This is a genomic window from Streptomyces sp. NBC_00683 (assembly GCF_036226745.1).
Classification (GTDB): Bacteria; Actinomycetota; Actinomycetes; order Streptomycetales; family Streptomycetaceae; genus Streptomyces.
Map to the genome: position 1 here is coordinate 2,185,111 of NZ_CP109013.1, position 23,809 is coordinate 2,208,919.

Below are 23,809 nucleotides of genomic sequence, written 5' to 3' on the forward strand. Positions count from 1 at the left end.
AGTGGGCTGATTCGTTAGAGTGTTCAGCGGTTCACTGATCCCGGGGGGGGCGCATGACGTCGGTGCACACATCGGCGCCGGAGCAGGCCGCCCGCTCGGTCGCGTCCCCGGAGTGGGCACGGCGGGGCGGCGTCCCGGAGCCGACCGAGCAGCCGATCGCCTGGTCGATGCTGTCGCGGGCCCTGTCCGTGCCGCTCATCCTCGGCCTGGTGTGCTTCCTGCCCGCGGTGATCGCCGCCCAGCCCGGCAGCGGGGTCCGGGACACCGCGTACTGGCTCCAGTTGGTGCTGACCTGCTACGCGGGGGCCCGGCTGGCGACGATGATCCTCTCCACCCGGCGGCGGCTGCTCCAGGGCGTCTTCTGGATGTTCGTGTACATCGCGATGGGCGTGGCGCCGTTCGCCCAGGTGGTGATCGGGCAGACACCGACGCCGATGGTGGGGCCGCGCCAGGACCTGGTCACGGCCATCGCGATGGTCCTGGTGGGGTGTGCCGCCTTCGACCTGGGGGCGCTGCTGGCCTCGCGGCGCCCGCTGCGGCGCCGTACGCCCGCCACGCGGGGCCCGGGCGGAGGACCGGCCGTGGCGCATCCGCTGCGGCTGCGCCTGCTGGTGCTGCTGGCGTTCGCGGCGAGCGCGTTCTACGTGCTGAAGCTGGGCGGGCCCTCGGTCTTCTTCTCCAGCCGGCAGGAGATCAACGAGACCGTCGCGGCGAGCGGGGTGGTCTCGGAGGGCTCCAATGTCGGCTCGGCGTTCGTCAAGGGCTTCGGCCAGGTCCCGGCGCTGCTGGCGCTGCTCTTCTACACCCGCCGTCTGGCAACCTCCTACCGGGCCCGGCGCGCCCCGTCGACGGTGCTGGTGTGGGTGGCGCTGGTGGCGCTGAACCTTGTGGTGAACAACCCGGTCTCCAACGCCCGTTACTGGTTCCTGACGGTGCTGATGGCCTTCGTGTTCACCGCCTTCCCGAGCAGTGCGGCGATCTACCGCATCGTGCTGGCGACGGGGGTGGTGGGGGCACTGGTGGTGTTCCCGTACGCCGACAAGTTCCGGTACGACGACGAAGGACAGCGGCCCGCGCAGTCGGCCTCGGTCTTCGAGCCGCTGGTGACCAAGGACTACGACCAGATGGTGATGTTCGCCAACAGCATCTCGTGGGTCGACACCCGGGGACACACCTACGGCCGCCAACTGACGGGATCCGCCCTGTTCTTCGTGCCGCGCGCGGTGTGGAGCGGGAAGCCGGAGGACACCGGGGTCCGGGTCGGTCAGTGGATGGGTCTGCGGATGACCAACCTCTCGGCCCCGCTGTGGACCGAGTTCTGGGTCGACTTCGGCGCGTCCGGGGTGATCGGCGGCCTCGCACTGATCGGCTACGCGGTGGCGCGCACCGATCGCCGGTACGCGCTGGCCGTCACCCGGGCGGGACCGGGCCCCGGGAGTGTGCTGGCCATCGCCGCGCCGCTGATCGCCGGATACACCTTCATCCTGCTGCGTGGCCCGCTCCTGCAGGCGGCGGGGAAGCTGGCCATCGCCGCGCTGTGTCTGCTGCTGATCAGCACGTTCAAGGAGCAGAGGGCAGGGCGTCGGCGGTGACGGCCTCGTCGGGCACCGGCTTCCCGCGTCGGATCCGGGCCACCCGGATCCAGGTGGCGGCGGCCTTGCAGAGCGACCCGAGGCACAGCCCCCAGGCGGCTCCCGGGACGCCTCCGAGGGCGTAGCCCCCCGCCATGAAGGCCACGGCGGTGAGTGAGAAGACCACCTGGATGCTCAGGGTCGTACGCGGGTCGAGCATGCGCAGGGCGAGCAGTCCGCAGGTGCCCACGGCCATCGCCGCGTACTGGCTGCCGGTCGCCGGGAGGAGGGCGGCGGCCGTCGGCCAGGTGTCGCCGAGCAGCTCACGCCCGGCCCCATCGGGGAGCAGGGCCAGGGCGGTGGCCCAGAGGGCGGCGGTGGCGGCGAGGACGGCCGCGAGTCCCGCGGTGGCCCGCACCCGGCGTCTCTCGTCGCCGACGCGGCCGAGCAGCGGGGGGCCGAAGGAGGTGGCGGAGGTGAAGAGCACGTTGAGCGGCCCGAACAGGGTCGTAGCCCCGCGCAGCGCGCCGACCAGCAGCGGGTTGCCGACGGCACCGAGACCGAGGACGGAGAGCTGGCTGGTCGCGTTGCCGACACCGAACTCGACGACGAAGCGCTTCCCGAGGTGACCGCGCCCGAGCATCGGACGCAACCGCGTCGCCGCCCCGGCGGTCCTGCGGTGCAGCAGCACGGCGGACAGCAGGAGGGCCGGCAGGGCGGACAGCCCCCAGACCGCGATCAGCCGGGCGGGGCTCGCCCCGTACTCCTGGGCGGACAGGGCACCCAGCACGCAGGCCAGCCTCACCACGTCCGCGCTCAGGGCGAGCTGGGGCTGCTGGAGGGCGGAGAAGGCGTACCGCAAGGCGTCCTGGCCGAGCACGACCGGCAGGACGAGGCCGAGCATCGTCAGGGCGCGTGCGGTGTCCCCCGGGACGAGTAGGCAGACGGCGGCCAGCGGCGCCCCGAGCGCGGCGGAGGCGGCCACGGTGAACGCGACGGCCGAGCGGCAGGCCCCCCGGGTCTCCTCGCCGTCGCCGCGCCGCAGGACCAGGGGCTGTCCGCTGTACGCCCCGGAGACGCCCAGCAGCACCGTGAAGACGAGGTAGACCGCGGAGAAGCGGGCGAAGTCGGCCACGGTGGAGAGCCGGGCGGCGGCCACGAGCACCAGGATGTTGGTGAGCGCGGCCACGCCCTGGTCCGCGACCGAGCAGAGGATCGCGGTACGGGCTCTCACCGGCGCGCCCCCGGCAGGGTGAACGAGCGCAGGCCCATCGTCTCGGCGGGGTCCCCGGTGACCTCCGGAGCGTCCTCGTCGACGGCCGGGCCCTGGGGCCCCCCGCCGCTGTGGCGCCGGGCCGGCTTGGGCCGGCGTTCCGCGCGGCGCAACCGGCCGCGGCCGGGGTGGAGCAGGGCCCCGAGCACCTGGCCGCCGGAAGCCCCGATGATCTCGCGGATGCGCTCCAGGTCGCTGCGGTGCACCTCACGCGGGTCGCAGACGATCATGACGCCCACGACCCGGTCCACGAGAGCGACGGCGTCGGCGTAGGAGAGCACCGGCGGGGCCAGGACGATGACGACGGCGCCGGGGCGGTCGGCCTCGGCGACGATGCGCCCGACGGACGCGGAGGTCAGGGCGCGCGGCACGTTGTCCGCGGTGGCCCCGGCCACCAGGGCGAATGCGCCTGAGCCGGGGACGTCCACGTTGGACCTGCCGCCCGCGGGCCAGCTGCGGTCGCCCTCGTCGGCGGCCCAGCTCGGCGGCCGCACCTCGTGGGCCGCCGGTCCCAGGTCCCGGGCCAGCGACGGGGTGCGCAGATCGGCCTCGACGAGCAGGACGTCACGGCCCATCTCGGCGAAGGCGGCGGCCAGGTTGACCGCGGCGGCGGCCGCCGCGGCGTTGTCCCCGCGCGGCGCGGTGACCAGGAGCCGGCGCCGCTCCGCGAAGGACGGGTCGTAGGCGAGCCGGAAGGCGACCGCGCGGTACTCCTCGGCCAGCCGCGAACCGCTCCGCCCGATCGCGAGCAGGGTGCCCGCGGCGGCGCGCTCCCTGGGCAGGGTGCCGAGCAGCGGGGCCCCGAGGGAGCGCACGAGCTCGCGCGGGGAGCGTACGGCGGGGTCGAAGACGAGCCGCACCCAGGACAGCAGGAGCCCGAGGGCGAGACCGACGACGGCGCCGAGCCCCAGGAGCAGCGGCAGACCCGCTCCGGCCGGCTCGGTGGGGGCGACGGGCTTCTTGTTGAGGTAGCCGGGGGTGGTGTCGAGCGCCTTGAGCTCGGAGATCTTCCGGCTCAGCTCGGAGATGGAGACGATGATGTTGGCGCGGGCACTGCTGACGTCGTCGGCACCGGCCCCGGTCCGCTCCTCCAGGAGGTCGCGCTTCTCCTCCAGTGGTTCGAGCTGGGCGCGGTAGCCGTTCGCCATGTTTTCGATGCTCTCCTCGGTGCGCGCCTTGCGGTGCGCCAGGTAGGCATTGGCCAGGGCTTCGGCGCGGGAGCGGGCCTTCTGGGGTGTGGCCCCGGTGTAGGAGAAGCGGAGGGTGAGCGTGTTGGGCGGGTTGGTGACCTGGAGGCCGGTGAGCAGCTTCCTGGCGGTGACGTCGTCCCCCTTCTTGAGCAGGGTGCCGGCGGCCAGCTCGCCCACGGTGTCGCTGACCGCGGTCTGCCGCTCCGAGCCGATGTTGATGCCCTTGTCGGCGGAGGCGCCGGTGGCGAAGGGATCGGAGGTCGCGGAGCGCACCTGGACCTCGCCGCTGGCGGTGTAGGTGTCTTCGCCGCTCAGGGCGAGGAACCCGCCGCCGAGCAGGCCCACCACGACACCCGCGGCGAGGAGGGCCCGGTAGCGCAGGAGCTGGCGGAACTGGTCGCGCAGCAGCGCCGGTTCGTCCTGGTCCTCCAGGGCGCGGATCGGATGCGTCATCGGCTTGGCCTCCTTGGTGCGTCCCCGAGTACCTCGGTGAGCAGCGCGTCGAAGCGTGCGAGGCCCGCTTCCCTGCTCAGGTGCTGTGCGACGTAGTCCGGGCCGTGCGCGCCGAGCGCGTCCGCGGCCTCCGGGTCGCCGGCGAGTTTCCGTACGGCGTCGAGGAGCGCGGCCGGGTCCTCGGGTGCCACGAGCACCCCGGCGCCCGAGCGGCGCACCTCGTCGGCGGTGCCGCCCTCGTCGGCCACGGAGGCGACGACGGGCCGCCCCGAGACGAAGTAGGAGGTGAGTTTGGACGGCACGCTCATGTCGAGCACGGACGCACGCTGGGTCACCGCGAGGACGTCGGCGGCGGCGAGCACATCGGTGAAGTCGTCCGCTCCGGCCGGCGGCAGGAAGTCGATGTTCGGCAGGCCTCCGGCGCGTTCGCGCAGTCCCTCGCGCTGGTTCCCGTCGCCCATGAGTACGACGCGGATGTCCGGGGCCAGCCGGGCCAGTTCGATCAGGACGTCGAGGCCCTGCTTGAGGCCCATGTTCCCGGAGTGCAGCAGCACCTGAGTCCCCTCGCGCCAGCCGAGCCGGGCCCTGGTGGCGGCCCGGTCGGCGGAAGGCCGTTCCACGTGCGTCCAGTTGGGCACCACCCGGATGCGCGCGGGGTCGACGCCGAGGGCCAGGACCCCGGGTACGAAGCTCTCGTGGATGACACCGACGGCGGCGGCGTCCCGCAGGGCGTAGCGCTCGGCGGCCCCGGCGACGGCGGCCGCCCTGCCACCACCGCGAATGCCGCTCTGCGCCGCGGCGGCGCCCATCAGGTCCTGGACGACGGGTATGTGGGGGACTCCGTGGCGGCGCGCGATACGGGCCCCCATGACTCCGCCCGCGAGGCTCGGCATCTGGGAGACCACCGCGTCGGGGCGTCCCGGCGGCGGTGCGAGGGTCCCGTGGATGAGCACGGACGCCTCGAACCACGCTCTTCGCAGCGCACTCTGACGCGGCGGCACATAGTGCCGCCGCCGGTGGACGGTCACGCCCTCCCGGCTCTCCTGCCCGCGCCACCTGCCGCGGTACTGCTCGTCGACGCGCCACGCGGGGTAGTGCGGCATTCCGGTCAGGACATCGGTACGGGCACCGGATGCCGCCCAGTGTTCGGCGAGCTGGGTGGCGTACGGACCGATGCCCGTCAGCTCCGGCGCGTAGTTGGTGGAGACCACCAGTAGCCTGCGGTTTTCGAACGGCCTGTGGTGCTCATCAGCGGACATCGGACGATCGCCTTCCCCCCGGAACAGCCTCCCCTTGAGCTTATCCGTTCACGGGTTGCACAAGTGTTCTTCACAGTAAGGTCGTTGAACCAGTTCCACCGTGGGGGGAGAGAACGGATGGTGCAGCACAGAGTCGGCTATGCGCCGGGGGTGTACGACCTGTTCCACGTCGGCCACCTCAACATCCTGCGGCATGCCCGCAGTCAGTGCGACTACTTGGTCGCCGGGGTCGTCTCGGACGAGATGGCCGCACTCGCCAAGGGCCACAAGCCGGTGATCCCGCTGACCGAGCGGCTGGAGATCGTCCGCAGCGTGCGCTACGTGGACGCCGCGTTCGTGGAGACCGTCCCCGACAAGGTCGAGACCTGGCAGCAGGTCCGGTTCGACGTCATCTTCAAGGGCGACGACTGGCGCGGCACGGAGAAGGGGAAGCGCCTGGAGCGCGACTTCGCCGAAGTCGGGGTGGAGGTCGTCTACTTCCCGTACACCGTACACACGTCCAGCACCCAGCTGCGCCGCGCCCTCGATGTCCTCGTCAGCCGGCCCGGAGCGCTTTCAGCTCCCTGAACCACTTGACCAGGAACGCCACCAGGAACAGCGCGTGCACGGCAGCGAGTACGGCGTAACCGGCCCGGAAGACCACGGGAGCGCCGAGCAGCAGGAAGACAAGGGCGAACACCCCGTAGTCCGCGGGAAGCAGCGCCACGGCCCGTACCCGGGACACCGGAGCCGTGGCGCCTGCGGCCGCCGGTGCGGTGCGGGCGGCCGCCTTGCCCAGCTGTTCCCGCAGGAGCCCGGCGCAGAAGGTGAGCACGGCGACGAACAGGAAGCCGAGCGGCAGCAATAGCCAGGCCTCCGAGGGCAGTTCGGCGAAGCGGTAGAACGAGATCAGTACGGCGGTGTGGACGAGGATCATCTTCGCGCAGTCCACGACATGGTCGAGCCACTCCCCGTCCGGGCCGCCCCGGCCGGTCAGCCGGGCGAGTTGCCCGTCGGCCGAGTCGAAGGCGAATCCGACGGCCAGGCCCGCGTACACGGCGACCCCCAGCCACCACGACGGCTCGGCGAGCGCCACCGCCGCAAGGGCCGCGAACGTGAAGACCGCGCTGATCAAGGTGACTTGATTGGGCGTCAGCCCGGCGCGGTACGCACCTGCCGCCAGCAGGCGTCCGGCCGGCCGGTTCACGTACCGCGAGTAGAGCGAGACACCCTTGGACGACTTCTGCGCACCGCGCAATTCGCGCAGCACCGTACCCGTGCTTTCCATACGCCCCCCAGCGTCCGGCCTGTTCCCCGCTGCATCATGGCACGCAGGAACCCCGGACGCCCGGGATTCGTACCGGCGGCATGACCTGGCAGGTAATCGACGCCCCCGGCCGCCCCGGGACAAGCTGCTCCTGCCGCTCCGGACCACGGATCGGCAGCCACAGCACCTGGGAAGGGACTCACCGTGACCGTTCACGAGGACGCCGTCCGACGCTACTTCGCCGCCTGGAACGCCGGCAGCACCGAGGAGCTCGAGAAGGCGGTGTCCGCCGCCTTCACCGAGGACGCCACCTACACCGACCCACTGGCCGACGTGCGCGGCCACGACGGGCTGACCGCGGCGATCAGCGGCGCGCAGGCGCAGTTCCCCGGCTTCGACTTCGTACCCACCGGAACGCCGGACGGGCACCACGGCCTGGTCCGCTTCACCTGGGACCTGGTCTCCCGGGCGGACGGCTCGGCGCCCGCCGCTGGGTTCGACGTGATCACGCTGGCGGAGGACGGCAGGGTCAGCTCGGTCAGCGGCTTCCTGGACCGGATTCCCGGGGCATGAGGAGGAGTCACCCCTTTCCGGCTCCCGGCCCGGCGCCCGGATCCCGCTCGGTGAGCTGCTCGTCCAGTTCGTCGAAGAGCAGCTCACCGAGCTCGATCTGACCGGTCCGGTACGCGGAACGGGCCACCAGGTGTGCCGCCACCGGGCCCGTCATCAGCTGGAAGAAGGCGATGAGGGCGAGCGTCGCCAGGTCCATGCCGCTGCGCAGCCGCAGGGCGACCCCGGCCAGCACCAGCAGCAGGCCGAGGGCCTGCGGCTTGGTCGCGGCGTGGCTGCGCGACAGCACGTCGGGCAGCCTCAGCATGCCGATCACACCGAGCAGGCAGATCAACGCGCCGATGAACACCAGGGCCGCACCGGCCGTGTCGGTGATCTGCAGCCAGATGCTCATTCCTGCTCCTCCTTGCCTGCGGGCGTCCGGCGGGACGGCGGCCGGTCGCGCACGGCGATGAAGCGGGCGATGCCCACGGATCCGGTGAAACCGAGGAACGCGAGCACCAGCATGATCGGGAAGTAGAACGGGTCCCGGGCGAGCGCCGACTTGGCGCCGAGGCCCGCGATGATCAGGGCGGCGCCGACGTCGAGGGCGATCGCCCGGTCCAGCATGGACGGGCCGCGCCGGATCCGTGCGAGCAGCAGCGCCCCCGCGACGACGAGGACCACCACGGCGGCGGTCAGCAGCACTCGGTCGACGGTCTCGACTTCGTTCATGACCCTTCCCTCCCGTCGTCGGACTGTGTGGTCGCGGGGGGCGGCTGCGCGACCCTCGCGATCTCGTCGCGGGTGCCGAAGGCCCGTACCGTCAGCTCCTCCAGGCGCCAGACGGAGCGCCTGGCCGCGTCCAGCGCCGCGGGCAGGTCGGCGTCGAGCACGTGCAGGAAGACCGTGGCGGTGTCCCTGCGCACCTCGACGATCGATCCGCCCGGCACGTTGGACATGGCGACTGCGGTGGCGGCGAGCATCAGGTCGCTGCGGCAGCGCAGTGGTACGGCGATCACGGCGGGCCGGTGCGGACGGCCTGCGAAGATCTGCCGGGTGACCTTCACGCCCGAGGTGTACATGTCGTAGAGCAGGTAGCCGGCCAGCAGAAGGATGCCCCAGGGGTGCAGCCGCAGACCCAGGTCGACCGTCGGCAGGGGGAACGCCAGGCAGACGACCACCGCGACGACCACTCCGGTGACGACGTTGGCCCAGGTCAGGGTGGACCACAGCAGCACCCAGATGAGGGTGAGCCAGGCGACCAGCGGCAGGTCGAGGACACGTCGGCGACGGCCGGCGAACTCGCAGCTGAAGGGCGGGAGTTCGGGGTTCCGGTAGGACAGGGTGATCAGGCGTCTCACGGGCCGAGCACCTCCTCGACGTAGGGGGTCCGTTCGACGAGTTCGTCGGCCGAGCGGTCGGTGTAGGCGGTGAGCGGACCGGCCAGCACGGTGAAGGCGAGACCGAGTGCGACCGCCCCCGCGGTCGCGGCGGTCATCGCTGCGGGCGGCCGGGTCGTCGTGATGACGGCCCGTCCCTGCAGACTCGCGGCAACGGCCTGCCCCGCCGGCCGCGGAGCGCCCCCGACCGGTTCGTCCCCGGTGCCGGGGATCCGGTCGGGACCCGGGTCGACATCGTCGTCGTCGGTTTCGTCGGCGGACTCGAGAACGGTGCCGTAGGCGGTCTGACCCGGCGGTTCCTTGCGCCAGAAGGCCAGGTTCCAGACCTTGGCCATCACATACAGGGTGAGCAGACTGGTCACCGTCGACCCGGCGACCAGGATCCAGGCCCAGACACTGCCTTCGGCGACACCGGCGCGCATCAGTCCGAGCTTGCCGATGAAGCCGGACAGCGGGGGGATCCCGGCGAGGTTCATGGCCGGTACGAAGAAGAGGACGGCGAGCAGCGGCGCCGCCCTGGCCATTCCGCCGAGCCGGGTGAGTTCGTTCGTGCCGCCCCGGCGTTCGATGAGCCCCGCGACGAGGAAGAGCGTGGTCTGGACGGTGATGTGGTGGACGACGTAGAAGATCGCCCCGCCGTAGGCGTCGCGGGTGGCGAGGCCGATCCCGAAGACCATGTAGCCGATGTGGCTGATGAGGGTGAAGGAGAGCAGCCGCTTCAGGTCGGTCTGGGCGACCGCCCCGAGGATGCCCACGACCATGGAGGCGAGCGCGGCGGCCATCAGGAGGTCGCCGAGCCGGTTTCCGGGGAACAGCAGCGTCTCCGTGCGCAGCATGCAGTAGATACCGACCTTGGTCAGCAGGCCGGCGAAGACGGCGGTGACGGGCGCGGGCGCGGTCGGGTAGGAGTCGGGGAGCCAGGCGGCGAGGGGGAATACCGCTGCCTTGATGGCGAAGACGGTGAGGAGCATCGCCTGGAGCAGCGTCTGTACGCCGAGCGGCAGTTCGGGCAGCCGGAGCGCCAGCTGGGCGAAGTTGGCGGTTCCGGCAGCCGCGTACGCCATGGCGATGGCGGTCAGGAACAGCATCGAGGAGAACAGCGAGATGATCACGTACGTGGAACCCGCCCTGATCCGCGGCCCGGTTCCGCCGAGGGTGAGCAGTACGAAGCTGGCGACCAGCATGATCTCGAAGCCGACGTAGAGGTTGACGAGGTCACCCGCCAGGAAGCAGCACGACACCCCCGCCACGAGGATGAGGTAGGCCGGGTGGAAGACGGCGACCGGAGTCTCCTTGTCCCGGTCGGCCATGCCCTGGCCGAGCGAGTAGACCAGGACGGCCAGGGTGACGGCCGAGGAGACGGTCAGCATCAGTCCGGACAGCCGGTCGGCGACCAGGGTGACGCCGAGCGGCGGAGCGAAGTCGCCGAGGTGGACGGAGAGGGGTCCCCGGCGGTCGGCCGCGATCATCAGGGCGACGGAGAGCCCGAGGACGGCGGTGAGCACGGCGACGCTGATGAAGCGCTGGAAGTGGGCGAGCCGGGTGCCGAAGGCGAGACTCAGTCCGGTGGCGCAGAGCGGCAGCAGCACGGGCAGCGGGACGAGCGCGTTCATCCGGCGGCTCCTCGGTCGGGGCCGGCGGAACCGGGACCCGCGTCGGGACCGGGACCTGCGTCGGGACCGGGACCCGCGTCGGGACCGGGGCCGCCGGAGTCCGGCCCCCCGTCGTCGGGTCCGGCGGATTCGGGGTCGGTGCTCACGTAGTCCTCCGGATCGGCTCCCAGCACGTCGTGCCACAGATCGCCGGTGGCGTCCCGGCCCCGGGCCTGCAGCGCGCGGTCGGCGCGCAGCCGGGCGCGCAACCGGTGTCGTTCCTCGCGGTAGCGGGCACGTTCCTCCGGCGTACGGCCGGCCTCCGCCCGGTACTCCTCGCGCAGCTCGGCCCACTCCCCCAGCACCTCGGCTCGCAGCACGATGCGCCGGTCCTCCAGGTCGTCGTGGACCTCGTCCGTGCCGGTCAGCTGAAAGCTGCGGTAGGCCATGGCCAGCAGGAACGCCGTCGTGGCGAGGGTGATGACGATGGCGGTGAGTGCGATGGCCTGGGGCAGCGGGTCGGTGACCTGTCGCAGCGGCACGCCGTAGAGCAGCGGGGCCTCGCCCGCGGAACCCGTCGCGGAGAGGACGAGGAGGTTGATGCCGTTGCCCGCGATGACCGCGCCGAGCAGGATGCGGGTGAGGGGTCGGGTGAGCATGAGGATGCCGCCGACCGCGCAGAGCACCACGGCGGTGGCGAGGAGCGAGACACTGACCGTCATCCGCGGCCCTCCGTCCCGGTGCGGGGTACGGGGGCGAGTGCGCCCGCCGCCCGTTCGATCTGCCGGTCGACCTTCGCGCCCAGTGCCCGCACGATGTCCAGGACCACGCCCAGGACCAGGAGATAGACGCCGAAGTCGAAGACGACGGGTGTGCCCAGGTGGTAGCTGCCGAACACGGGCAGATGTCCCTGGTACGTCCAGGCGTGCAGCACGGTGCCCTCCGCGAGGCCGAACAGGCCGACCCCGGTGGAGAGGAACAGGCCGAGGCCGGTGAAGAGGCCGGGCTGCAGGGGCGCGGCCTCGGCGAGTTCGAACCGGCCGCCGGCCAGGTAGCGGGTGATGAAGGCGAGTCCCGCGACGAGTCCGGCGACGAATCCGCCGCCCGGCATGTTCTCCGCGCAGAACAGCAGGTACAGCGAGAGCACCAGGATCGGGTGGAAGAGCAGCCGCGCCACCACCTCGAAGACGACGGAGCGGTGTTCCGGTGCCAGCGTCGAACCGGCGGCCAGCCAGCTGCGTTCGGGCGCGGTGTCGTCGCCCTGCGGCATCCCGGTCAGCTGCGGCGCGTTCAGGGACCAGGCCGTCCTGCCCTGCAGCTCCTGTCTGGTGGGGGGTGCTTCGCTGCGGCGGTGCAGATAGACGAGGCTGGTCACCCCGATCGCGGCCGCTGCCAGTACGGCGGACTCCCCCATCGTGTCCCAGGCCCGCAGATCGACGAGGATGGTGGCCACGACGTCCTTGAGGCCGTGGTGGGCGACCTCCTCGACCATCGCGGCGCCGGCCGGCTCGGCGACGCGTGCGGCGCCGGACACCCACACGACCACGCCGAGGGTCGCCGCAGCGCCCAGCGCCACGGGGATGCGCACGGCCCGCCGCCAGGTGCTGACCGACTCCTGGAAGTGCACCGGCATCCGGCGCAGCACCAGCACGAACACGATCATCGACACGGTCTCGACGCAGAACTGGGTGAGCGCCAGATCGGGGGCGCCCTGGACGACGAAGAGCAGGGCGGCTCCGTACCCGGTCAGTCCCGCCAGCACCACGGCCTTCATCCGGCGGCTGACGGTCAGGCAGAACAGGGCGGCCGCGCAGGTCAGCACGGCCAGGGCGCCCTGGAGCGGCGCGTCCCACAGCCTGGGGGCTACGGCTCCCCGCCAGGGGCGGTCGGTGAACAGGACCGCGAGCTGCCCGGCCAGCATCACCAGCAGGGTGGTGGCCAGGTAGACGGAGAGCGAGCCGCGCTGGACGAAGCCCGTGATCTGCAGGGCGAGACGTTCCAGCCCGAGCAGCATGTGCCCGAAGACGCTGTCGGCGGTCGGCCAGGCGATCCGCCGGGAGAGCCGGGTGACGGCGGTGCGCCCCGCGAAGAGCACGGCGCCGCCCGCCCAGGTGAGGGCGGACAGGTACAGGACCGTCCCGAAGCCGTGCCAGAGCGCGAGGTGGTAGGGGTGGGCGGGGACCGGGAAGGCGTCGGCGTACGCGCCGAACAGCCGGTCCGTCCACCCGACGCCGGGACCGAGTACCAGACCGGCCACGGCGAGCAGCGCGGGCGGGGCCAGGAAGGCGGCGCCGACACGGCGCACGGGCGTGTCCGCGACGCCGGGCTTGCGCCAGAACGCGCCCCACACGAAGCGGAGGGTGTACGCGACGGTCAGCACCGACCCGACGACGGTGGCGGCCAGCACCCAGCGGTCCGAGGCGTCGCCGTGCAGCAGCGCGTAGAAGGCGGCCTCCTTGGCGGCGAAGCCGAGGAACGGCGGCAGGGCGGCCATGGAGGCGGCGGCCAGTACGGCGACCGTGCAGACGTACGGGAGCGAGCGGCCGACCCCGGAGAGTCTGCGCAGGTCACGGGTGCCCGCCGCACGGTCGACGACGCCGATGACGAGGAACAGCGCGGCCTTGAACAGGGCGTGGCCAAGGATCATCGCGACGGCGGCGAGTGCGGCGTCCCAGTTACCGGCCCCGGCGAGGACGGTCAGGAAGCCGAGCTGGCTGACGGTGCCGTAGGCCAGGACGAGCTTCAGGTCGTTGAGGCGCAGTGCGCGCCAGCCGCCGAGCAGCATGGTCGCGGCGCCGAGTACGAGGACGACGGGCCGCCAGACGGGGACGTCGGCGAAGGCGGGGGCGAGCCGCGCCACCAGGTAGACACCGGCCTTGACCATGGCCGCCGCGTGCAGGTAGGCGCTGACGGGGGTGGGGGCGGCCATGGCGTTCGGCAGCCACAGGCTGAAGGGCCAGATCGCGGACTTCGACAGCGCCCCGCACAGGACCAGGACGACGGCCACCGAGACGGCGAGGGTCGTCTCCGGTGGATCGGCGACGATCGCGGAGATCCGGTACGTGCCGGCCGCCTGACCGAGGATCAGGAAGCCGACCAGCATGGCGAGACCGCCGAGTGTGGTGACGGTGAGTGCCTGGAGTGCCGAGCGGCGGTTCTGTTTGCGCTCGCTGCTGTGGCCGATCAGCAGGTAGGAGAAGACCGTGGTCAGTTCCCAGAACACGTAGAGGGTGATCAGGTCGTCGGCGAGGACGAGGGCGAGCATGGCGCCGGCGAAGGCCAGCAGGTTCCCCGCGAAGGCGGCCAGTTGCGGGGTGTCGTCGGTGAAGTAGGAGGCGCAGTACAGCAGGACGAGCGTGCCGACTCCGGCGGCGAGCAGCACCATCAGCTCGGCGAGTGCGTCCAGGCGCAGATCGACGGAGACGCCGTAGGCGGGGATCCACTCCCAGGACCGGTCGACCGTCCGTCCGGCCGCCGCGGTGCCCCACTCGGTGGCCGCCCAGACCGTGGCGGCGGCGGGGGGCAGCGCGAGCACCACGAACGCGCGCCTGCCGAGCCTGCGCACCAGCGGCCCCGCGCAGGCAGCCAGCACGAAGTGGCAGACGATGAGCGCGATCACAGGGTGGGGTCCGGAGCAAGGGGCACCAAATACAGATATATCCCCCGGCCGCATTCACCCGTCCGGCGCGCCGCACGGGCTCGGTCCTGCTCCCGGCCGCGCTCAGACGTGGTCGGCGCACGCTCCGCTGTGGTCACAGAACGGCGTGTTCCCGGTCCGCCCGCAGCCACACAGCATCACCCGGGTCTCCCGCCGGGGGCCCTCCGGTGTGGCCACCTCCAGGTCCCCTCGCACATGGAGCACCCCGTCGCCGTGCAGGGAGACGTGCGTCGGCACGTCGGGGACCTCGTCCGCCAGCCCGTCGGTGCGGTGGTACTGGAGGGCTCCGCTGGGGCAGCGCCGGATGACGTCCGCCACCTCGTCGGCCGGCGCGGCCTCGGGCATGATCCACGGCCTGCGCCCGGCCTGGAAGACATCGGGCAGCCCGTGCACGCATTCGGCGGCGTGCTGGCAGCGGTGCGCGTCGTAGCTCACGGTGATGCCTTCACCGTCGTACGACCTGGTCGCAGGGTGCGGAGGCGGTTCGCTGGTCACCGCTGGCCTTCCCGTCGCGTGCGTCGGGCTGTATACGGAATACCGACTTCTCCAGCGTCACCCCGGAGCAGGCGCTCCGCTACCCGGCCGGCCCCGGCATCCCGAGACTTCGACGGACACGGGGAGGACCGTGCGGGCGCTCCCCGCCCCACATGCGAGCCTGGGGCAACGTGTCTTCATTCTTCTCGCTCTGGAGAGATCTGAGATGGCAACACCCCTGCGTGTACTGATACATGGCGGCGGAATCGGCGGTCTGACACTCGCCGTCGCGCTCGCCCGGCGCGGTCACACGGTCGAGGTCGCCGAGCTCCGCGACGAGCTGGACGCACTGGGCGTCGGCATCATCCAGCCGTCCAACGCCCTTCACGTCATGCGCGAGATCGGCGTGCTCGACGCCTGCGTCGCGGCGGGCTTCGAGTGGGAGGTGCTGACCATCTGCGATCCGGCCGGCGCCACACTCGCCAAGATCCCGCAGCCCCGGATGGGCGACGCCCCGTGCGGCAACGGCATCCCGCGCCCCGCCCTGGCCAGGGTGCTCGGGGACGCCGCCGCGGCTCACGGGGTCGCGATCCGCTTCGGTACGACGATCGAGGAGCTGGCCGACGACGGTGCCGGGGTCGATGCGACCCTGTCCGACGGCTCGACGGGCCGCTGGGACCTGGTCGTCGGCTTCGACGGCATCGGCTCCCCGCTGCGGACCCGGCTGTACGGCGACCGCTTCTCGGCCGAGTACACCGGCTTCGCCAACTGGCGGGTCACCGTGCCGCGCCTGCCCGCCGTCCAGGGTGTCGTGATGAGCACGGGCAACCAGGCAGCGAAGGCGCTGCTCACGCCGATCACGGACGAACTCATGTACCTGGGAGCGGTGTTCGCCGAGACGGCGGACTTCCGGCCGGATCCCGCGCGTGCCCACGAGCAGCTCGCGGAGCGGCTTGCCGCGTTCTCCGGGCCGGTCGCAGAGGCGCTCACGCATGTCACGGACCCGGACGCCGTCGTGTACTCGCGGATCTCACAGGTCACGGTGGACGCGCCCTGGCACGTCGGACGGATCGTCATCGCCGGTGATGCCGCGCACGCGAGCACCCCGCATCTCGCGCAGGGTGCGGCCATGGCGGTGGAGGACGCGCTGGTGCTGGCCGAGTCGCTGGACGCCGAGGACGGCGTGTCCGCGGCGCTCGCTGCCTGGGAGGCCCGCCGGCGTCCGCGCGCCATGTTCGTGCAGAACCTGTCGCGCGCGCTCCTGAAGCAGGAGACGGGCGGCGCGACGACCCCCGAGGAGGACGAGCTCCTCAAGATCGGCATCCCGGGCGCCGCACACGTGCTGGTCAAGCCGTACTGAGCCACCGGGGCCGGGGCAGCCGGTCCTTCGGCTGCCCCGGCCGCCTTTCGCCGTGCGTGCTGTCCGGGCTCTCAGTCCAGCACCGCGACACCGTCCAGCTCGACCAGCGCCTGTTCGTCCCAGAGCCTGGCCACCCCGATGACAGCCATGGCCGGGTACTCGCGCCCCGCCAGCCTGCGCCAGATCCTGCCCAGTTCGGGGGCGTGGGAGCGGTAGTCGGCGACATCCGTGGCGTACACGGTGACCCGGGCCAGGGCGGCCGGGGAGCCGCCCGCCGCGCGCAGGGCGGTGAGCAGATTGCCGAGCGCCGTCTCGAACTGTTCGGGCAGGGTGGCGCCGAGGACCTTTCCGTCTCCGTCGAGGGCGGTCTGGCCGGCCAGGAAGACCAGCCGGCCGCCGCTGACCGCGACGGCGTGCGAGAAGCCGGTGGGCGGGGCGAGCTCGGTGGGGTTGATCCGGGTGAGCGGGTTCATACGGGCGTCTCCTGTGTCGCGTACAACTCCTTGGCGATGATGGTGCGCTGTACCTCGGTGGCACCCTCGTAGATCCGGGGCGCGCGGACCTCCCGGTAGAGATGTTCGAGCAGATGGCCGCGGCGCAGCGCGCGTGCGCCGTGCAACTGGACGGCCGCGTCGACGACGAACTGCGCGGTCTCGGTGGCGTACAGCTTCGCCATGGCGGCGCGCCCGGGCACTCCGGGCTCACCCGCGTCGTACGCCGCCGCGGCCGCGTACACCAGGAGCCGGGCGGCCTCGGTGCGGGTGGCCATTTCGGCGACCTGGTGGGAGACGGCCTGGAGGTCCTTGAGCGGTCCGCCGAACGCGGTGCGGTGCGCCGTGTGTTCCAGGGTGGCGTCCAGCGCGGCGCGCGCCATGCCGACGGCGAACGCGCCGACGCTCGGCCTGAAGAGGTTCAGGGTGTTCATGGCGACCCGGAAGCCCCGGCCGGGTTCGCCGAGGACATCGTCGCCCGTGACGGGTACGCCGTCGAAGTCGAGGGTGCCGATGGGGTGCGGGGAGAGCATGTCCAGGGCCGTTCCGGTGAGTCCGGGGCGGTCGGCGGGTACGAGGAACGCGGTGACGCCGCGGGCCCCTTCGCCCTCCGCCGTACGGGCGAAGACGGTGTAGAAGTCGGCCTCCGGGGCGTTGGAGATCCAGCACTTCTCCCCGGTCAGCCGCCAGCCGCCCGCGGAGCGCCGGGCATCGAGGGCGAGTGCCGCCGCGTCGGATCCGGCGCCCGGCTCGCTGAGCGCGAAAGCGGCCACGGCGCGGCCGGCACTCACCTCGGGGAGCCAGCGCTCGCGCTGGAGCGGGGTGCCCGCCTGGACGACGGGATACGTACCGAGGCCCTGGAGTGCGAGCGCGGTCTCCGCCTCGGTACAGCCGCGGGCCAGGGACTCGCGCAGCAGGCAGAGGTCGAGCGCGCCGGATCCCAGCATCCGGCCGAGGAGGCCCAGCTCGCCGAGTGCGGCGACCAGCGGGCGGTTGACACGGCCGGGGGTGCCCTTCTCCGCGAGTGGGCGCAGCTGTTCCCCCGAGAGGGTGTACAGCTCGTCGCACCATGCGGTTTGACCGGGATCGAGGGAGAATGCCGTCATACCGGCGCCTCTCTTGTCACGACTCTTCGCGGACCTATCGCGGACTGTTGACTGCCGTCACTCAAACGATACGCTCCAAGGGCGACAAGGGGGCGATGCTTCATGAAGCCGTCAGGTACCGCAAGTGCTCACTCCGACACGTTCGCGCGCGACCATCTCCCGCCCGCCGGACAGTGGCCCGAGCTGGTCTTCGACCTCCCGGAGCTGCTCTATCCCGACCGGCTGAACTGCGGGTACGAGCTGCTCGACCGGACCGCGGAGCGCTTCGGGGACGACCGCCCCGCCTTCCGCAGCCCGGACGGCGGAGTCTGGAGCTACGGGGAACTGCGGGACCGGGTGGACCGGATCGCCCATGTACTGACCGACGACCTCGGCGTCGTCCCCGGCAACCGGGTGCTGCTGCGCGGCCCCACCACCCCGTGGCTCGCCGCCTGCTGGCTCGCCGTGATGAAGGCGGGCGCGGTCGCCGTGACCGTACTGGCCCAGCAGCGGCCGACGGAACTCGCCACGATCTGTCTCCTCGCCCGGGTCGGTCATGCCCTGTGCGACATCAGGTCGGTCGAGGACCTGCTGAAGGCGCAGGTACCGGGGCTGCGGGTCACGGCGTTCGGCGGAGGTGCCCCCGACGACCTGACGCAGCTCGCGGCGGCCCGGCCGGGTCCCTACCGGGCGGTGGACACCGCCGCCGACGACGTCGCCCTCATCGCGTTCACGTCGGGGACCACCGGACGGCCCAAGGGCTGTATGCACGTCCACCGCGATGTGCTGGCCATCGCCGACACCTTCGCCCACCACGTCCTGCGGCCCGGCCCGGACGACGTGTTCACCGGCAGCCCCCCGCTCGGCTTCACCTTCGGGCTCGGCGGTCTGGTGATCTTTCCGCTGCGGGCCGGGGCCTCGTCCCTGCTGCTGGAGCAGGCCGGCCCCAAGCAGCTCCTGCCCGCGCTCGCCGCCCACCGGGTCTCGGTGCTGTTCACCGCGCCGACCGCGTACCGCCTGATGCTCGACGAACTCGACGGCCACGACCTCTCCGCGCTGCGGCGCTGCGTCTCGGCCGGGGAGAACCTGCCCGCGGCCACCTGGCAGTCCTGGCACGAGCGGACGGGTCTGCGCATCATCAACGGCATCGGGGCCACCGAGCTGCTGCACATCTTCATCTCCGCGGCCGACGAGGCGATCCGCCCCGGCACGACGGGCACACCCGTGCCCGGCTGGCAGGCGCGGGTGGTCGACAGCGACGGCGAGGAACTGCCCGACGGCGAACCCGGCCTGCTGGCGGTGCGCGGACCGGTCGGCTGCCGCTACCTCGCCGACGAGCGCCAGAGCCAGTACGTACGCCACGGCTGGAACATCACCGGCGACACCTACGTCCGCGAGCCCGACGGCTACTTCCGCTACGTCGCCCGCGCCGACGACATGATCATCTCCTCCGGCTACAACATCGCGGGCCCCGAGGTCGAGGAAGCCCTCCTGCGCCATCCCGACGTCGTGGAGGCGGCGGTGGTGGGCCGGGCGGACGAGCTGCGCGGTCAGATCGTGGCCGCGTACGTGGTGCTCCGCGAGGGTGCCGAGCAGTCGGCCGACTCCCTGTGCGCCCATGTGAAGTCGGAGCTCGCGCCCCACAAATGCCCTCGTGCCATCGAGTTCCTGCCCTCGCTCCCGCGGACCGCGACCGGCAAACTCCAGCGCTTCCTCCTGCGCACCTCCCCGGACCCGCACGGCCGAGTCGCTCTAGAGTGATCACGTGGCCGAGCACTCTCCCCGTTCCCTGATCGTCACCCTCTACGGCGCGTACGGTCGCTCCGCGGACAACGCCCCGCTGGCGGTGTCCGAGCTGATCCGGCTGCTGCACGCGGTCGGCGTCGACGCTCCCTCCGTACGCTCCTCCGTCTCCCGGCTCAAGCGCCGTGAGCTGCTCGTCCCCGCCCGGACGGCGGACGGGGCCGCCGGATACGCCCTGTCGGCCGACGCACGTCAGCTGCTCGACGACGGCGACCGGCGGATCTACCGGCATCCGGCGCCCGGTCTCCGGGAGGGCTGGGTGCTCGCCGTCTTCTCCGTACCGGAGGCGGAGCGCCACAAGCGTCACCTGCTGCGCTCCCGCCTCGGCAACCTCGGCTTCGGCGCGGCCGCCCCCGGGGTGTGGATCGCGCCCGCCGGACTGTACGAGGAGACCCGGCACACCCTGGAGCGGCTGGAACTCGCCCCGTACGTGGAGCTGTTCCGCGGGGAACACCTCGGTTTCGCCGCGACGAAGGAGTCGGTGACCCGCTGGTGGGACCTGGACGCGATCGCCCGGCTCCATCTGGACTTCCTGGAGCAGCAGGAGCCCGTGCTGCGGGGCTGGGAGGCACGGTCCGGCGGGGGCGCGCCCGACCCGGAGGGTGCCTACCGGGACTACCTCCTCGCCCTGGATTCCTGGCGGCGGCTGCCGTACGCGGATCCCGGGCTGCCCGAGGAACTGCTGCCCAAGGACTGGCCCGGCGGCCGCTCGGCGGAGGTGTTCGGGCGGCTGCACGCACAACTGCGTGACGCGGGCGCGGAGTTCGTGGGCTCGAAGGCCGACGCGGGATGAAATCGGGGTGCCCCGAAGGCTGCCGACCCGGCAGGATGAGGCATGACCTGGACCTTCACTGATGACGTCGGTGTCTTCCTGGACGCGGCCGGCGCGTCGCTGGCCGCCCGGCCCGCGGAGAACACCCTGGTACTGACCGTCACCGCGACCCTGCGGCACAGCGGTCCGCACGCCTACGGCGAGGGCACCCCGCTGCTGGGGTGGTGGCGCGGGGCCGACGGGCAGGTCGCCGGGACGCTCGTGCGGACGCCGCCGTTCGTGCCGATCCTGGGCACGGTGGCTCCGGAGGCGATCGGTCCGCTGGCCGAGGGGCTCGCCCTGCCCGGCATCAACGCGGACCGCGCCACCGCCGAGGCGCTGGCCGCCCGCTGGCCCGGCCACCGTGTCGACGAGGAGCACCGGCTGTACCGCCTGGGCGAGTTGGTTCCGCCCTCCCCGGCGCCCGCCGGACGGCCGCGTACCGCGACCGGTGCCGACCGCGCGCTGCTCATCGACTGGTTCCGGGCCTTCGGCGAACAGACGGGACAGTCGGGCGACCGGGCCGAACGGATCGTGGACGACCGGACGTCGCACGGCGGGCTGACCCTCTGGGAGGACGACGGTGTCCCGGTGTCGATGGCGGGCGTCTCGCGCAGGATCGCGGGCACGGTGCGGGTGACGACGGTCTACACGCCCCCGGAGCACCGCGGCCGGGGGTACGCGGCGGCGGTGACGGCGGAGGTCAGCCGGGCGGCACGGGAGGCCGGCGCCGAGGAGGTGCTGCTCTTCACCGACCTCGCGAATCCGACGAGCAACGGGGTGTACCGGCGCATCGGCTACGAGGCCGTCTCCGACCGGCTGCTGATCACCGCGGAGCCGAAGTGACCGACGGGGAGCGGGAGACGCCACCGGAACAGGCCTGGCTGGTCGCCGCGAACGTGGTGCGCTGGCGGCGGTACGGGGACGGCGGGCAGGAGCTCCGGCCGGGCACCAAGTCCTACCGGGGCGGCTCCAAGGTGCATGTGGTCTCGACCTACCCGGGAATGGCCCACGAGCAGCTGACCACGATCGGACGCGGGCGCCACACGGGCACGTACATCACCATCGACATGGCGACGCGCAACCTGCACACCTTCCGCGCCGTGCCGGTCCACAGCCCGACCGTGCTGCGGCTGTGCGAGGAGGCAGGCGCGGGCGGCTGCCGGCCGAGCCGACAGGACGCCGAGGAGCTGGCCGTACTGCTCGAACGGCTGGCGGCCGAGTACCGCACCACCTCGTGGGGCTCGCCTCATCCCCAGCCCTGCCGCTGCCACGAATGTCTGACGCTCAGCCCAGGGTGAGCCGGGGCTTGGGTGCGTCGGTGCGGCCCGTCGGCGGGGTGCGGCTGCCCGCACGGTACGGGAGGGGCCAGGGGGCGCCCGGTCCCTCGTAACCCTGTTCGGCGGCGGCGTGCAGGGTCCAGTGCGGGTCGTACAGATGCGGGCGGGCCAGGGCGCAGAGGTCGGCACGGCCGGCGAGGAGCAGTGAATTGACGTCGTCCCAGGAGGAGATGGCGCCGACCGCGATGACGGGAACGTCCAGGGTGTTGCGGATCCGGTCGGCGTACGGGGTCTGGTAGGAGCGGCCGTACTCGGGGCGTTCGTCCGGGACGACCTGGCCGGTGGAGACGTCGATGGCGTCGGCGCCGTGTTCGGCGAAGGCGCGGGCGATCCCGAGGGCGTCCTCGGGGCTCGTACCTCCCTCGGCCCAGTCGGTGGCGGAGATCCGGACGGTCATGGGCCTGTCCTCGGGCCACACCTCACGGACCGCGTCGAAGACCTCCAGGGGGAAGCGGAGGCGGTTCTCCAGGCGCCCGCCGTAGGCGTCGGTGCGCCGGTTGGTGAGCGGGGAGAGGAAGCCGGAGAGCAGATAGCCGTGCGCACAGTGCAGTTCGAGGAGGTCGAACCCGCAGCGGGCGGCCCGCCGGGCGGCGTCGGTGAACTGGGTACGGACGGTGTCGAGCCCGGCCCGGTCCAGGGCGTGCGGGAGCCGGCTGACGCCCGGTGCGTACGGGAGCGGGGAGGCGGCGCTCAGTGGCCAGTTGCCTTCGTCCAGCGGCTGGTCGATGCCGTCCCACATCAGTTTCGTGGAGCCCTTGCGGCCGGAGTGGCCGAGCTGGACGCCGATCGCGGCGCCGGGGGCGGAGTCGTGGACGAAGCGGGTGATCCTGCTCCAGGCGGTGGCCTGTTCGTCGGTCCACAGGCCGGTGCAGCCGGGGGTGATGCGGCCTTCGGGGCTCACGCACACCATCTCGGTCATGGTGAGTCCGGCGCCGCCGAGCGCGCGGGCACCCAGGTGGACGAGGTGGAAGTCGCCGGGCATCCCGTCGACGGCGGAGTACATGTCCATGGGCGAGACGACGACGCGGTTGCGGAGTTCGAGGCCGCGCAGCCGTAGCGGGGTGAACATCGGCGGGGTTCCCTGCGGGCAGCCGAACTCCGCCTCGACGGCTCCGGTGAAGTCGGAGTCGCGCAGCCGCAGATTGCCGTGGGTGACGCGGCGGCTGCGGGTGAGGAGGTTGAAGGCGAACCTCCTGGGCGGCTGGTCCACGTACAGCGGGAGTTCCTCGAACCAGCGCAGGCTCGCCGCCGCGGCGCGCTGCGTGGACAGGACGACCGGGCGTCGCTCGGCCTCGTACGCGGCGAGGGCGGTGGGCAGGTCGGGCTGCTCCTCGATGCAGGCGGCCAGCGCGAGGGCGTCCTCGACGGCGAGTTTGGTGCCCGATCCGATGGAGAAGTGGGCGGTGTGGGCGGCATCGCCGATGAGGACCGTGTTCCCGTGGGCCCAGTGGGTGTTGGTGACGGTGGCGAAGGTCAGCCAGGAGGAGTTGTTGGAGCGCAGCGGCCGGCCGCCGAGGGCCTCGGCGAAGACCTTGGCGCAGCGTTCGGTCGACTCGGTGGCATCACACGTGTCGAGACCGGCCGCCCGCCAGACCTCTTCGCGCATCTCGACGATGACGGTGGAGGCGTCGGGCGAGAAGGGGTAGGCGTGCAGCTGCATCACGCCGTACTCGGTCTCGGCGATCTCGAAGCGGAACGCGTCGAACGCGAAGTCGGCGGCGAGCCAGATGTAGCGGTTGCGGTGGGTGGAGATCCGCGGGCCGAAGTGGGCGGCACGGTCCTCGCGGGTGGCGCTGCGCACGCCGTCGGCGGCGATGACCAGGTCGTGGTGGGCGGCGAGCTCGGCGGCGGGCGGGGCCTCGGCCCCGAAGCGGAGCCGTACGCCCAGGGACGCGCAGCGCTCGTGCAGGATCTGCAGGAGCCGACGGCGGCCCAGCGCGGCGAAGCCGTGGCCGTCCGAGGTCTGGGTGGTGCCCCGGTGGACGACGTCGATGGTGTCCCAGCGGACGAACTCGTCCCGCAGTGCCGCGTACACGACGGGGTCGGCGTGCTCGATGCCGCCGAGCGTCTCGTCGGACAGGACCACACCGAATCCGAACGTGTCGTCGGGTGCGTTGCGCTCCCAGACGGTGATCTCGCGCCGGGGGTCGAGCCGCTTGAGGAGGGCCGCGGCGTAGAGCCCGCCGGGCCCGCCGCCGATGACCGCGATCCGTCCGGTGCGCGAAGTGCCTGGAGCGGAGGAGGGCATCGC

22 protein-coding genes are annotated in these 23,809 nt (G+C 72.4%); 8 read left to right on the forward strand and 14 right to left on the reverse strand.

Annotated features, from left to right (window positions below):
• Positions 1 to 53 precede the first annotated feature (53 nt).
• Complete coding sequence (locus OG257_RS09560) at positions 54 to 1,592, forward strand: hypothetical protein (RefSeq protein WP_329206486.1); 1,539 nt, start codon at positions 54 to 56, stop codon at positions 1,590 to 1,592.
• Here OG257_RS09560 and OG257_RS09565 read toward each other — a convergent pair.
• From OG257_RS09565 to OG257_RS09575, 3 genes are read right to left on the reverse strand one after another with little or no spacing between them, the layout of a single operon-like run.
• Positions 1,561 to 2,805, reverse strand: a complete 1,245-nt coding sequence (locus OG257_RS09565; protein ID WP_329206487.1) for a hypothetical protein — start codon at positions 2,803 to 2,805, stop codon at positions 1,561 to 1,563. The two genes, OG257_RS09560 and OG257_RS09565, sit on opposite strands and share 32 nt — an antisense overlap.
• Positions 2,802 to 4,487: a lipopolysaccharide biosynthesis protein gene (locus tag OG257_RS09570; RefSeq protein ID WP_329206489.1), complete on the reverse strand. Its 1,686-nt coding sequence runs from the start codon at positions 4,485 to 4,487 to the stop codon at positions 2,802 to 2,804. Before OG257_RS09570 ends, OG257_RS09565 begins: the two co-directional genes overlap by 4 nt.
• On the reverse strand, positions 4,484 to 5,746 hold the full coding sequence (locus tag OG257_RS09575) for a glycosyltransferase (protein WP_329206490.1): 1,263 nt from the start codon (positions 5,744 to 5,746) through the stop codon (positions 4,484 to 4,486). The genes OG257_RS09570 and OG257_RS09575 overlap by 4 nt, the downstream gene beginning before the upstream one ends.
• A gap of 117 nt (positions 5,747 to 5,863) precedes the next feature.
• Here OG257_RS09575 and OG257_RS09580 point away from each other — a divergent pair, with 117 nt between their 5' ends.
• A complete protein-coding gene (locus OG257_RS09580) occupies positions 5,864 to 6,313 on the forward strand; it encodes an adenylyltransferase/cytidyltransferase family protein (RefSeq protein ID WP_329206491.1) in 450 nt (149 codons plus the stop codon).
• Here the strand turns inward: OG257_RS09580 and OG257_RS09585 are convergent.
• Positions 6,282 to 7,013: a CDP-alcohol phosphatidyltransferase family protein gene (locus OG257_RS09585; RefSeq protein ID WP_329206492.1), complete on the reverse strand. Its 732-nt coding sequence runs from the start codon at positions 7,011 to 7,013 to the stop codon at positions 6,282 to 6,284. The two genes, OG257_RS09580 and OG257_RS09585, sit on opposite strands and share 32 nt — an antisense overlap.
• 183 nt (positions 7,014 to 7,196) lie before the next feature.
• Between OG257_RS09585 and OG257_RS09590 the strand changes: the two genes are divergently transcribed.
• A complete protein-coding gene (locus tag OG257_RS09590; protein WP_329206494.1) occupies positions 7,197 to 7,565 on the forward strand; it encodes a nuclear transport factor 2 family protein in 369 nt (122 codons plus the stop codon).
• 7 nt (positions 7,566 to 7,572) lie between these two features.
• Here the strand turns inward: OG257_RS09590 and mnhG are convergent, their stop codons facing one another.
• The 7 genes from mnhG to OG257_RS09625 form a co-directional block, all read right to left on the reverse strand.
• A complete protein-coding gene (gene mnhG, locus OG257_RS09595) occupies positions 7,573 to 7,956 on the reverse strand; it encodes a monovalent cation/H(+) antiporter subunit G (protein WP_329206495.1) in 384 nt (127 codons plus the stop codon).
• Positions 7,953 to 8,276, reverse strand: coding sequence for an MrpF/PhaF family protein (locus tag OG257_RS09600; RefSeq protein WP_329206496.1), 324 nt, complete (start codon positions 8,274 to 8,276; stop codon positions 7,953 to 7,955). The genes mnhG and OG257_RS09600 overlap by 4 nt, the downstream gene beginning before the upstream one ends.
• Positions 8,273 to 8,905 (reverse strand): Na+/H+ antiporter subunit E, encoded by a 633-nt coding sequence (locus OG257_RS09605; RefSeq protein WP_329206497.1) that lies wholly within the window; start codon positions 8,903 to 8,905, stop codon positions 8,273 to 8,275. The genes OG257_RS09600 and OG257_RS09605 overlap by 4 nt, the downstream gene beginning before the upstream one ends.
• Positions 8,902 to 10,557, reverse strand: coding sequence for a Na+/H+ antiporter subunit D (locus tag OG257_RS09610; RefSeq protein WP_329206499.1), 1,656 nt, complete (start codon positions 10,555 to 10,557; stop codon positions 8,902 to 8,904). The genes OG257_RS09605 and OG257_RS09610 overlap by 4 nt, the downstream gene beginning before the upstream one ends.
• On the reverse strand, positions 10,554 to 11,258 hold the full coding sequence (locus tag OG257_RS09615; RefSeq protein WP_329206500.1) for a Na(+)/H(+) antiporter subunit C: 705 nt from the start codon (positions 11,256 to 11,258) through the stop codon (positions 10,554 to 10,556). The genes OG257_RS09610 and OG257_RS09615 overlap by 4 nt, the downstream gene beginning before the upstream one ends.
• A complete protein-coding gene (locus OG257_RS09620; RefSeq protein WP_329206501.1) occupies positions 11,255 to 14,155 on the reverse strand; it encodes a Na+/H+ antiporter subunit A in 2,901 nt (966 codons plus the stop codon). The genes OG257_RS09615 and OG257_RS09620 overlap by 4 nt, the downstream gene beginning before the upstream one ends.
• Positions 14,156 to 14,257: 102 nt before the next feature.
• A complete protein-coding gene (locus OG257_RS09625) occupies positions 14,258 to 14,689 on the reverse strand; it encodes a (4Fe-4S)-binding protein (RefSeq protein ID WP_329206502.1) in 432 nt (143 codons plus the stop codon).
• Positions 14,690 to 14,894: 205 nt separating this feature from the next.
• Here OG257_RS09625 and OG257_RS09630 point away from each other — a divergent pair, with 205 nt between their 5' ends.
• On the forward strand, positions 14,895 to 16,028 hold the full coding sequence (locus OG257_RS09630) for an FAD-dependent monooxygenase (protein WP_329206503.1): 1,134 nt from the start codon (positions 14,895 to 14,897) through the stop codon (positions 16,026 to 16,028).
• Positions 16,029 to 16,099: 71 nt separating this feature from the next.
• On the opposite strand, the gene OG257_RS09635 is transcribed toward OG257_RS09630, so the two are convergent.
• Both OG257_RS09635 and OG257_RS09640 read right to left on the reverse strand, forming a co-directional pair.
• Positions 16,100 to 16,501, reverse strand: coding sequence for a RidA family protein (locus tag OG257_RS09635; RefSeq protein ID WP_329206504.1), 402 nt, complete (start codon positions 16,499 to 16,501; stop codon positions 16,100 to 16,102).
• Positions 16,498 to 17,625, reverse strand: a complete 1,128-nt coding sequence (locus OG257_RS09640) for an acyl-CoA dehydrogenase family protein (RefSeq protein ID WP_329206506.1) — start codon at positions 17,623 to 17,625, stop codon at positions 16,498 to 16,500. Before OG257_RS09640 ends, OG257_RS09635 begins: the two co-directional genes overlap by 4 nt.
• A gap of 102 nt (positions 17,626 to 17,727) precedes the next feature.
• On the opposite strand from OG257_RS09640, the gene OG257_RS09645 reads away from it, so the two are divergent.
• The 4 genes from OG257_RS09645 to OG257_RS09660 are packed head-to-tail and all read left to right on the forward strand — an operon-like array spanning position 17,728 to position 21,519.
• A complete protein-coding gene (locus tag OG257_RS09645) occupies positions 17,728 to 19,365 on the forward strand; it encodes an AMP-binding protein (RefSeq protein WP_329206507.1) in 1,638 nt (545 codons plus the stop codon).
• Positions 19,366 to 19,369: 4 nt separating this feature from the next.
• On the forward strand, positions 19,370 to 20,200 hold the full coding sequence (locus tag OG257_RS09650) for a PaaX family transcriptional regulator (protein WP_329206508.1): 831 nt from the start codon (positions 19,370 to 19,372) through the stop codon (positions 20,198 to 20,200).
• 42 nt (positions 20,201 to 20,242) lie between these two features.
• Positions 20,243 to 21,064, forward strand: a complete 822-nt coding sequence (locus tag OG257_RS09655; RefSeq protein WP_329206510.1) for a GNAT family N-acetyltransferase — start codon at positions 20,243 to 20,245, stop codon at positions 21,062 to 21,064.
• Positions 21,061 to 21,519, forward strand: a complete 459-nt coding sequence (locus OG257_RS09660; RefSeq protein ID WP_329206511.1) for a hypothetical protein — start codon at positions 21,061 to 21,063, stop codon at positions 21,517 to 21,519. Before OG257_RS09655 ends, OG257_RS09660 begins: the two co-directional genes overlap by 4 nt.
• On the opposite strand, the gene OG257_RS09665 is transcribed toward OG257_RS09660, so the two are convergent.
• Positions 21,506 to 23,806 carry a bifunctional salicylyl-CoA 5-hydroxylase/oxidoreductase gene (locus OG257_RS09665; RefSeq protein WP_329206513.1) on the reverse strand — a complete coding sequence of 767 codons (2,301 nt, stop codon included), beginning with the start codon at positions 23,804 to 23,806 and terminating at the stop codon, positions 21,506 to 21,508. The genes OG257_RS09660 and OG257_RS09665 overlap by 14 nt on opposite strands.
• Between the last annotated feature and the right edge of the window lie 3 nt (positions 23,807 to 23,809).

What these genes read in the sequence shown, in the direction of transcription:
- OG257_RS09560 (WP_329206486.1), top strand. Translation starts at nt 54, where the DNA reads ATGACGTCGGTGCACACATCGGCGCCGGAGCAGGCCGCCCGCTCGGTC.
- OG257_RS09570 (WP_329206489.1), bottom strand. Translation starts at nt 4,487, where the DNA reads ATGACGCATCCGATCCGCGCCCTGGAGGACCAGGACGAACCGGCGCTG.
- OG257_RS09575 (WP_329206490.1), bottom strand. Translation starts at nt 5,746, where the DNA reads ATGTCCGCTGATGAGCACCACAGGCCGTTCGAAAACCGCAGGCTACTG.
- OG257_RS09580 (WP_329206491.1), top strand. Translation starts at nt 5,864, where the DNA reads ATGGTGCAGCACAGAGTCGGCTATGCGCCGGGGGTGTACGACCTGTTC.
- OG257_RS09585 (WP_329206492.1), bottom strand. Translation starts at nt 7,013, where the DNA reads ATGGAAAGCACGGGTACGGTGCTGCGCGAATTGCGCGGTGCGCAGAAG.
- mnhG (WP_329206495.1), bottom strand. Translation starts at nt 7,956, where the DNA reads ATGAGCATCTGGCTGCAGATCACCGACACGGCCGGTGCGGCCCTGGTG.
- OG257_RS09600 (WP_329206496.1), bottom strand. Translation starts at nt 8,276, where the DNA reads ATGAACGAAGTCGAGACCGTCGACCGAGTGCTGCTGACCGCCGCCGTG.
- OG257_RS09610 (WP_329206499.1), bottom strand. Translation starts at nt 10,557, where the DNA reads ATGAACGCGCTCGTCCCGCTGCCCGTGCTGCTGCCGCTCTGCGCCACC.
- OG257_RS09615 (WP_329206500.1), bottom strand. Translation starts at nt 11,258, where the DNA reads ATGACGGTCAGTGTCTCGCTCCTCGCCACCGCCGTGGTGCTCTGCGCG.
- OG257_RS09630 (WP_329206503.1), top strand. Translation starts at nt 14,895, where the DNA reads ATGGCAACACCCCTGCGTGTACTGATACATGGCGGCGGAATCGGCGGT.
- OG257_RS09635 (WP_329206504.1), bottom strand. Translation starts at nt 16,501, where the DNA reads ATGAACCCGCTCACCCGGATCAACCCCACCGAGCTCGCCCCGCCCACC.
- OG257_RS09640 (WP_329206506.1), bottom strand. Translation starts at nt 17,625, where the DNA reads ATGACGGCATTCTCCCTCGATCCCGGTCAAACCGCATGGTGCGACGAG.
- OG257_RS09645 (WP_329206507.1), top strand. Translation starts at nt 17,728, where the DNA reads ATGAAGCCGTCAGGTACCGCAAGTGCTCACTCCGACACGTTCGCGCGC.
- OG257_RS09655 (WP_329206510.1), top strand. Translation starts at nt 20,243, where the DNA reads ATGACCTGGACCTTCACTGATGACGTCGGTGTCTTCCTGGACGCGGCC.
- OG257_RS09665 (WP_329206513.1), bottom strand. Translation starts at nt 23,806, where the DNA reads ATGCCCTCCTCCGCTCCAGGCACTTCGCGCACCGGACGGATCGCGGTC.